Source organism: Streptomyces niveiscabiei (genome assembly GCF_001419795.1).
Taxonomy (GTDB): Bacteria; Actinomycetota; Actinomycetes; order Streptomycetales; family Streptomycetaceae; genus Streptomyces; species Streptomyces niveiscabiei.
Genome location: NZ_LIRL01000831.1, coordinates 1 through 8074, shown reverse-complemented (window position 1 = coordinate 8074; position 8074 = coordinate 1). Strand labels below are relative to the sequence as shown.

At 70.5% G+C, this 8074-nt stretch carries 8 protein-coding genes; 4 read left to right on the top strand and 4 right to left on the bottom strand.

From position 1 onward, the window contains the following. Positions 1-46 precede the first annotated feature (46 nt). A complete protein-coding gene (locus tag AOK24_RS34720; protein ID WP_055723967.1) occupies positions 47-325 on the bottom strand; it encodes a GlsB/YeaQ/YmgE family stress response membrane protein in 279 nt (92 codons plus the stop codon). 222 nt (positions 326-547) lie between these two features. On the opposite strand from AOK24_RS34720, the gene AOK24_RS34715 reads away from it, so the two are divergent. Together AOK24_RS34715 and AOK24_RS34710 are read left to right on the top strand one after the other, a co-directional pair. Beyond that, on the top strand, positions 548-931 hold the full coding sequence (locus AOK24_RS34715; protein WP_055723966.1) for a DUF3099 domain-containing protein: 384 nt from the start codon (positions 548-550) through the stop codon (positions 929-931). Positions 932-1134: 203 nt separating this feature from the next. Further along, positions 1135-1353 (top strand): hypothetical protein, encoded by a 219-nt coding sequence (locus AOK24_RS34710; protein ID WP_055723965.1) that lies wholly within the window; start codon positions 1135-1137, stop codon positions 1351-1353. 35 nt (positions 1354-1388) lie between these two features. Here the strand turns inward: AOK24_RS34710 and moaA are convergent, their stop codons facing one another. The 3 genes from moaA to AOK24_RS34695 all read right to left on the bottom strand — a co-directional run bounded on the left by moaA (position 1389) and on the right by AOK24_RS34695 (position 4516). After that, positions 1389-2378, bottom strand: a complete 990-nt coding sequence (gene moaA, locus AOK24_RS34705) for a GTP 3',8-cyclase MoaA (protein WP_055723964.1) — start codon at positions 2376-2378, stop codon at positions 1389-1391. Between the two features lie 162 nt (positions 2379-2540). After that, positions 2541-4163 carry a solute symporter family protein gene (locus AOK24_RS34700; RefSeq protein WP_055723963.1) on the bottom strand — a complete coding sequence of 541 codons (1623 nt, stop codon included), beginning with the start codon at positions 4161-4163 and terminating at the stop codon, positions 2541-2543. Continuing rightward, a complete protein-coding gene (locus AOK24_RS34695; protein WP_010355616.1) occupies positions 4160-4516 on the bottom strand; it encodes a DUF485 domain-containing protein in 357 nt (118 codons plus the stop codon). Before AOK24_RS34695 ends, AOK24_RS34700 begins: the two co-directional genes overlap by 4 nt. Positions 4517-4828: 312 nt before the next feature. On the opposite strand from AOK24_RS34695, the gene AOK24_RS34690 reads away from it, so the two are divergent. Both AOK24_RS34690 and AOK24_RS34685 read left to right on the top strand, forming a co-directional pair. Further along, positions 4829-6358: a S8 family serine peptidase gene (locus AOK24_RS34690; protein WP_055723962.1), complete on the top strand. Its 1530-nt coding sequence runs from the start codon at positions 4829-4831 to the stop codon at positions 6356-6358. Between the two features lie 196 nt (positions 6359-6554). After that, on the top strand, positions 6555-8074 hold a 1520-nt coding region (locus AOK24_RS34685; protein ID WP_159052088.1), incomplete at its 3' end, for an NACHT domain-containing protein.

The following is an 8074-nucleotide window of genomic DNA, read 5'->3' as shown; positions in this document are numbered from 1 at the left end:
GTTCCCCGCGCCCCTTAGGTGCGTGGACCTCCCCTGCGTTTCCCGTTCACGTGCGTTGCTTGTTCCTGCCCAGCGTCGCCGAGTACGCCATGTCTCCCAGGAAGACGATCACGACCGCCGCGATCAGCTGGAACGCGTGGCGGCCCCAGTCGATGCCGCTGGTCGCGTCGATGCCGACGGCCCGGGCGAGGGCGTTGCCGGCGATCGCGCCGAGGATGCCGAAGATGGTGGTCAGCCAGAGAGGGCTGTGCTGCTTGCCCGGGATGATCGCCTTCGCGAGCAGGCCCAGCACGAACCCCACGATGATCGCCCACAACCAGCCCATGGCTGCCTCCTTGTACGGATCGACGTGAGCAGTGCCCCCAGTGTCGGTCCGGTCGCGCTACGCCGCATGTCGAGGCGGGCGTACACGGCTGGGCGCAGGAGGATCGCCCGGCCGGGAGGTGCCCCGGGCTCGAAGGCTGCGCAGGCGCGGCGTAACGTGGAGAGCGCCCGGGGCCGGTTCCGTGCCCGGGGGGAGTCGCAGTCGGGCGGACGGTGGAATGTGATGCGGAAGCAGGGTGCCGCGGGGAACGGCCAGGTGTTCCGGATCACCGGGGCGCGGCAGGGCCTGGCGGACGACGTGCGGCAGAGGCAGCGGCGGTACATCATCTCGATGTCCGTGCGGACGGTGTCGGTGGTGCTCGCGGCGCTGTTGTGGAACGTGGAACGGCATGTCGCGATGGTCGCGCTGGTCCTCGGGATCCTGCTGCCGTACATCGCGGTCGTGATCGCGAACGCGGGGCGGGAGAACGCGCCGGGGCTGCCGTCGACGTTCGTGCCCTCGCCGGGGCGGGCGCGGCTGGCGGGGCCGCGCGTTGCGGAGCGTGCACCGGAATCGCCGGCGCCGTCTTCCGCGGGTGACGCGGGGCCGGGCGCTACCGGTCGGTAACAGTGAACGCACTGTCCGTCGGGTGTGGACGAGGCTCAAGAAAAGCTCAGATCAATCATGTTGTTCCGGTCCCGTGCGAGCGCCCTGCCGTGACATACTTCCTAGGCGCTCCGCATCCCCCGTCGGAGCGACGGACCGACGCCGGGCAGCTCCCCCCGTGGCTGCTCGGCGTCGCCTTTTGTACGGGTCTGTGAGACGGCGCTGTGACTGACGAAACCCCCATCTGCTCGGCCAAGGGCTGCCGCGACGCCGCTGTGTGGGTGCTGGCCTGGAACAACCCCAAGATCCATACGCCGGAGCGGCGCAAGACGTGGCTCGCGTGCGAGGAGCATCGCGAGCATCTGTCGCAGTTCCTGGGGGTGCGGGGGTTCCTGAAGGACGTCGTCAAGTTCGAGGACTGGGAAGCTCCCGAAGGAGCCTGACCAGCCCGGGCGTCGGCCTGGGGTCAGTCTTGGGGTCAGCCGCCGATCGCCGACATCGGCCGCTCCGGCTGCACGAACGACGGGTCGTCCAGCCCCGCGCCCGCCTTCTTCCCGTACATCGCGACGCTCCAGATCCTCGCCAGTTCCTCGTCGGACGCGCCCTCGCGCAGGGCTGTGCGCAGGTCGGTCTCCTCGCGGGCGAACAGGCAGGTGCGGATCTGGCCGTCGGCGGTGAGGCGGGTGCGGTCGCAGGCGGCGCAGAAGGGGCGGGTGACCGAGGCGATGACGCCGACCTTGTAGGGGCCGCCGTCGACCAGCCAGCGTTCGGCGGGGGCCGAGCCCCGTTCGCCCCGGGTCTCGGGGGTGAGGTCGAAGCGGGTGCGCAGGGACGTGAGGATGTCGCCCGCGGTGACCATGCCGTCGCGCTTCCAGCCGTGCTGCGCGTCCAGCGGCATCTGCTCGATGAAGCGGAGTTCGTAGGCGTGCTCGATGGCCCAGGCGAGGAGGTCGGGGGCCTCGTCCTCGTTGAAGCCCGGCATCAGGACGGCGTTGACCTTGACGGGGGTGAGGCCCGCCTCGCTCGCGGCGGTCAGGCCGGCCAGGACGTCCTGGTGGCGGTCGCGGCGGGTGAGGGTCTTGAAGACGTCGGGGCGGAGGGTGTCCAGCGAGACGTTGACCCGGTCGAGGCCGGCCGCCTTGAGTGCGGTGGCGGTGCGCCGCAGCCCGATGCCGTTGGTCGTGAGGGACATCTGGGGGCGCGGGGTGAGGGCGGCGACGCGCTCGACGATGCCGACGAGGCCGGGGCGCAGGAGGGGTTCGCCGCCGGTGAAGCGGACCTCCTCGATGCCGAGGAGGCGCACGGCGACGTCGACGAGGCGGACGATCTCGTCGTCCGTGAGGAGGTCGGGTTTCGCGAGCCATTGCAGGCCCTCTTCGGGCATGCAGTACGTGCACCGCAGGTTGCAGCGGTCCGTCAGGGAGATCCTGAGGTCGGTGGCCCTGCGGCCGTAGGTGTCGATGAGCATCCTGGTCCCCTCCCCCGCCGTGTGTCCCGGAATTGCTTTTCCGTTACCTGCGAGCCTACGTGACACCACTGACAATGATCGAGTGCCTGCGGCCCGGGACGTACGAAGGGCCGCGCCGCCGGAGGGGGTGCGGCACGGCCCTTCGGGTCACGGGCGGTGGCGTCAGTGCGCGCCGGTGCCCGTGAGGGAGCGGACCTCCAGCTCGGCGTACTTCTTCGCGTCGGGCTCCTCCTTCGAGAGGTAGGTGCCGACGATGCCGAGGAGGAAGCCGACCGGGATCGAGATGATGCCGGGGTTCTCCAGCGGGAACCAGTGGAAGTCGACGTCCGGGAACATCGACGTGGCCTTGCCGGAGACGACCGGCGAGAACAGCACCAGGCCGACGGCGCTGACGAGGCCGCCGTAGATCGACCAGAGGGCGCCCGTGGTCGTGAAGCGCTTCCAGAAGAGGCTGTAGAGGATGGTCGGCAGGTTGGCGGAGGCGGCGACCGCGAAGGCGAGGGCGACGAGGCCCGCGACGTTCAGGTCACGGGCGAGGGCGCCCAGCAGGATCGATACCGCGCCGATGCCGACGGTGGCCCAGCGGGCGGCGCGGATCTCGTCCTTCTCGCTGGCCTTGCCCTTCTTGATGACGTTGGCGTAGATGTCGTGCGCGAAGGACGACGAGGACGCCAGGGTGAGGCCGGCGACCACCGCGAGGATCGTCGCGAAGGCGACGGCGGAGATCGACGCGAGCAGGATGGCGCCCCAGTTGGAGTCGACGCCGCCCAGATGGAGGGCGAGGAGTGGCGCGGCCGTGTTGCCCGCCTTGTTGGACGCGGTGATCTCGGCGTTGCTGATCAGGGCCGCGGCGCCGAAGCCGAGGGCGAGGGTCATCAGGTAGAAGGCGCCGATGAGGCCGATGGCCCACAGGACGGACTTCCGGGCGGCCTGCGCGGTGGGCACGGTGTAGAAGCGGATCAGGATGTGCGGGAGCCCGGCGGTGCCGAGCACCAGGGCGATGCCCAGCGAGATGAAGTCGAGCTTGGTGGTGCCGGTGAGGCCGTACTTGAGGCCCGGCTCCAGGAAGGCGGCGCCCTTGCCGCTGTTGTCGGCGGCGGTGCCGAGCAGGTCGGAGATGTTGAAGTCGAACTTGAGCATCACCAGGAAGGTCAGCAGCAGGGCGCCCGCCATGAGGAGGACGGCCTTGACCATCTGGACCCAGGTGGTGCCCTTCATGCCGCCGATGGTGACGTACACGATCATCAGGACGCCGACCAGCGCGACGATGGCGATCTTCCCGGCGTCGCTGGTGATGCCGAGGAGCAGCGAGACGAGGACACCCGCGCCGGCCATCTGCGCGAGCAGGTAGAAGATCGACACGACGATGGTGGAGGTGCCGGCGGCCGTCCGGACCGGGCGCTGGCGCATCCGGTAGGCGAGGACGTCGCCCATCGTGTAGCGGCCGGAGTTGCGCAGGGGTTCGGCGACCAGGAGGAGGGCGACGAGCCAGGCGACCAGGAAGCCGATGGAGTAGAGGAAACCGTCGTATCCGAACAGGGCGATGGCGCCCGCGATACCGAGGAAGGAGGCGGCGGACATGTAGTCGCCGGCGACGGCGAGGCCGTTCTGGAAGCCGGTGAACTGGCGTCCGCCCGCGTAGAAGTCGGAGGCGTTCTTGGTCTGCCGGCCCGCCCAGACGGTGATGACCAGGGTGGCGGCGACGAACACCGAGAACAGGCTGATGATCAGCGTGCGGTGCTCGCTCGCCGCTCCGCCGGCCGCGAAAGTGGTCAGGGCGCTCATTCGGCGTTCTCCATACGGGTCTTGATGGCCTCGGCCTTGGGGTCGAACTTGGCGGCTGCGGTGCGCGCGTACCACCAGGCGATGAGGAACGTGGTGAGGAACTGGGCGAGGCCGAGGACGAGGGCGACGTTGATGTTGCCGACGACAGTGGTGCCCATGAAATCGCCCGCGTAGTTGGAGAGCAGGACGTACAGCAGGTACCAGGCGATGAAGCCGACCGTCAGCGGGAAGGCGAACGAGCGGTAGGAGCGGCGCAGTTCACCGAATTCCGCGCTCTCCTGGACCGCTTCGAACTCCTCGGCCGAGGGACGCTGGGCTGGGATCTTCGAAGGGGGCGGTGTCTCGGTGGCCACGGAGTCTCCTCGCGTTGCGAAGGTCGGATCTAACGGACGTACAGGCATATATGTACAGGCATACGACGGAAGCTCGATCGGCCTCGGGCTTCCTGCCCAAGGTCACGGCGCCGCGTTGAGGCCGGTTCAACTCGTTCGGGTTGTTTCGAAAGTTGACGTACGGGGGATGCGGCCTCCCCGACGTGATCTCCGGAAGTCATTGCCGCGCACCGGTCGGGCGGATAGTTTCGGGGCGTACCACTGGTCATGTACCTGCCCGGTCGCGAACCTCGCGCCCGGTGTTTCGCCGTACCCGGATGATGTGGAGACCCCATGGCTCATCTGCCTTCCAGACGCCGTCTCGCCCTCGCGGCCCCGCTCGTGCTGTCGCTCACCGCCTCCCTCGGCTTCCTGCCGACGGCGGCTTCCGCGGCACCCGTCGCACCGGCGGGCGCTTCCGTCGCCGCCGAGGCCGGGACGCTGACGTACGTCGTCAACACGAAGGTGGACCGCCGCACGATCGCGTCGGTGAAGAAGGCGGTCACGGCGGCGGGAGGGACCGTCGTGATCGCGTACGAGAAGATCGGCGTGATCGTCGCGCACTCCGCGAACCCCGCGTTCGCCGCCGAGATACGCAAGGCGCGCGGCGTGCAGTCCGCGGGCGCGACGCGTACGGCGCCGCTCACGCCGGCCGGTACGACCGACGAGGGCGCGGTCCAGAAGCTGACGGGGGCCCAGGCCGCGCGGCTCGCCGCCGACGCCACCGCCGGTCAGGAGCCGATGGAGGCCGACCAGTGGGACCTGCGCGCGATCGGCGCGGACAAGGCCGCCGAGATCAACCCCGGGAGCAAGAAAGTCACTGTCGCCGTCATCGACACGGGCGTCGACGACACGCACCCCGACCTCGCCCCCAACTTCTCCCCCGCGCAGTCCGCGAGCTGCGTCGGCGGGGTCGCCGACACCACGCCGGGCGCCTGGCGGCCTGCCGACCCGGGCCACTACCACGGCACGCACGTCGCCGGTGAGATCGCCGCCGCCCGCAACGGCATCGGCGTCGCCGGGGTCGCGCCGGGCGTCAAGGTCTCCGGTATCCGCGTCTCGCAGGGCGAGGGGCAGTTCTTCTACCCCGAGGCCGTCGTCTGCGCGTTCGTCTTCGCCGCCGACCACGGCGTGGAGATCACGAACAACAGCTACTACGTCGACCCGTACCTCTACAACTGCCTCGACGACCCCGACCAGAAGGCCGTCGTCGACGCGGTGAACCGGGCCCAGTCGTACGCCCAGCGCAAGGGCACCCTGAGCATCGCCTCCGCCGGGAACTCCAACCACGACCTCGACTCCGACGCGATCGAGGACACCACCAGCCCGAACGACACGACGCCGGTGACCCGCACGATCGACCCGCACGAGTGCTTCGACGTACCGGCGCAGCTCCCGGGCCTGGTCACGGTCAGCGCGACCGGCGTCAAGTCCACCAAGTCGTACTACTCGACGTACGGCTACGGCCAGGTCGACGTCGCGGCGCCCGGCGGCGACCGGTACCAGATCCCGGACACCCCGTCCCAGAACGGCCGCATCCTCTCGACGCTGCCGGGCAACACGTACGGCTACCTCCAGGGCACGTCGATGGCCGCGCCGCACGCCGCGGGCGTCGCCGCGCTCCTGAAGTCCACCCACCCGTGGGCGTCCCCGGCCCAGCTCACGGCCCTCCTGAAGATCCAGGCCGACAAGCAGTCCTGCCCGACCGAGCCGTACGACGGCAACGGCGACGGCATCGTCGACGCGACCTGCGTCGGCGGCAAGTACTACAACGGCTTCTACGGCTCCGGCGTGGTCAACGCCCTGAAGGCCGTCAAGAAGTAACCCTCCGTCCGCCGGAGAGGCCGAAGAGGCCGGAGAGGCCGAAGAGGGGGTGGTGCGATGATCCGATCGCGCCGCCCCTTTTTGGGCTCATTTCTGGGCTCGTCTCTGGGCTTATCTCTGGGCTCGCGAGGGCGGGTCGGGGCCGTTGTCAGTGGCGGCCCCTACGCTGGGGAGGCAGGCAGGAGGGGGCCCGTGGATGCAGGGGATCGAGAGCGTGGTGGCACGGCTGGCGGTGACGGTCGTGAAGGCGCTGCTCACGCCGAGGCCGAGGGCGGGGCTGGTGGCGAAGCCGGTGCGCCCGCTGCCGAAGCCGGCGAGCCCCGAGCGGCTCGCGCGGGTGCTGGGCGGGCGGATCGAGGCCGCGTACGGGGGTCTGCCGGAGCATGAGCGGCTGGCTGCCGTCGCCGCGGTGCAGGACACGTTCACCGGGGCCGGTGAGCTGAGCGCCGACCGCCTCTTCGCCGTCGACCTCCAACCCGCGCGCCTCGCCGCCGAGTTGCGCCGCCCCGTCGCTGATCTCTCCGAGGGGGCACGGGATCTGTACGGGGAGCTGCTCGGCCTGTGCTGCGTCCACCTCGTCGAGCAGCTCACCGCCGAGCCGTCGTTCGTCGCGCGGGCGGCGGTCGAACAGACGCGGCGCAGCGGGGAGTTGCTGCGGGAGCGGGATGTGCCGGTCGTCGATGCCTTCGAGGAGCGGTACGGGCGGTACGTCGCCGAGGCGCAGGCGCGCGTGGAGTTGTTCGGGGTGACGCTGGGGGGCCGGCATCGGGCGGAGTGGCCGCTCGACACGGCGTACTTGAGCCTGTCGGTGAGCGGGGAACAGAGGTGGTGGTACGGACAGAGCGCGCCGGCCTCCGTGCGGGTCGAGCACGCGCTCGCGGGCGGTGAGCGGCTGCTGGTGCGCGGGCCCGCCGGGTCCGGGAAGTCGACGCTGTTGCAGTGGGTCGCGCTGAATGCCGCCCGGCGGAGCTTCGGGTCCGAACTGGCGGACTGGAACCGGCTCGTGCCGTTCGTGCTGCGGCTGCGGTCATTCCACTCGCCGGACGCGCTGCCCATGCCGGCGGACTTCCTGAGCGCGGCCGGGGTGCCGCTGCGGGCGCCCGAGGGGTGGGTCGAGGGGCTGCTGGAGAGCGGGCGGGCGGTGGTCCTCGTCGACGGGGTCGACGAGGTGCCGGTGCGGATGCGGGACCGTACGGAGACATGGCTGCGGTCCCTGGTGACCGCGTTCCCCCGCGCGCGGTACCTCGTCACGACCCGGCCCTCCGCCGTTCCCGAGGACTGGCTCGCGCCGCAGGGGTTCACCGCGCACACGCTGCTGCCGATGGAGCGGGACGACATCCGTTCCTTTGTGCGGCACTGGCACGACGCGGCCCGGGAGGAGTGTCCTGGGGAGGCGGCGCAGCTCGATCGGTACGAGGCGGGGCTCGGGGAGGCGGTGGCGACCCGGCGGGATCTGGGGCGGCTCGCGACCAATCCGCTGATGTGCGCGCTGCTGTGTGCCCTCAACCGGGACCGGCGCATGCAACTCCCCCGCGCTCGCAAGGAGTTGTACGACGCCGCGCTCGACATGCTGCTCGTGCGGCGGGACTCCGAGCGGGAGATCGAGGCCGTGGAGGGGGTCTCGCTGTCCCGGGAGGAACAGACCGTCCTCCTCCAGCGGCTGGCGTACTGGATGATCCGCAACGGGCAGGTGGAGATCGCCCGCGAGGAGGCGGT

What these genes read in the sequence shown, in the direction of transcription:
- AOK24_RS34720 (WP_055723967.1), bottom strand. Translation starts at nt 325, where the DNA reads ATGGGCTGGTTGTGGGCGATCATCGTGGGGTTCGTGCTGGGCCTGCTC.
- AOK24_RS34715 (WP_055723966.1), top strand. Translation starts at nt 548, where the DNA reads ATGCGGAAGCAGGGTGCCGCGGGGAACGGCCAGGTGTTCCGGATCACC.
- moaA (WP_055723964.1), bottom strand. Translation starts at nt 2,378, where the DNA reads ATGCTCATCGACACCTACGGCCGCAGGGCCACCGACCTCAGGATCTCC.
- AOK24_RS34700 (WP_055723963.1), bottom strand. Translation starts at nt 4,163, where the DNA reads ATGAGCGCCCTGACCACTTTCGCGGCCGGCGGAGCGGCGAGCGAGCAC.
- AOK24_RS34690 (WP_055723962.1), top strand. Translation starts at nt 4,829, where the DNA reads ATGGCTCATCTGCCTTCCAGACGCCGTCTCGCCCTCGCGGCCCCGCTC.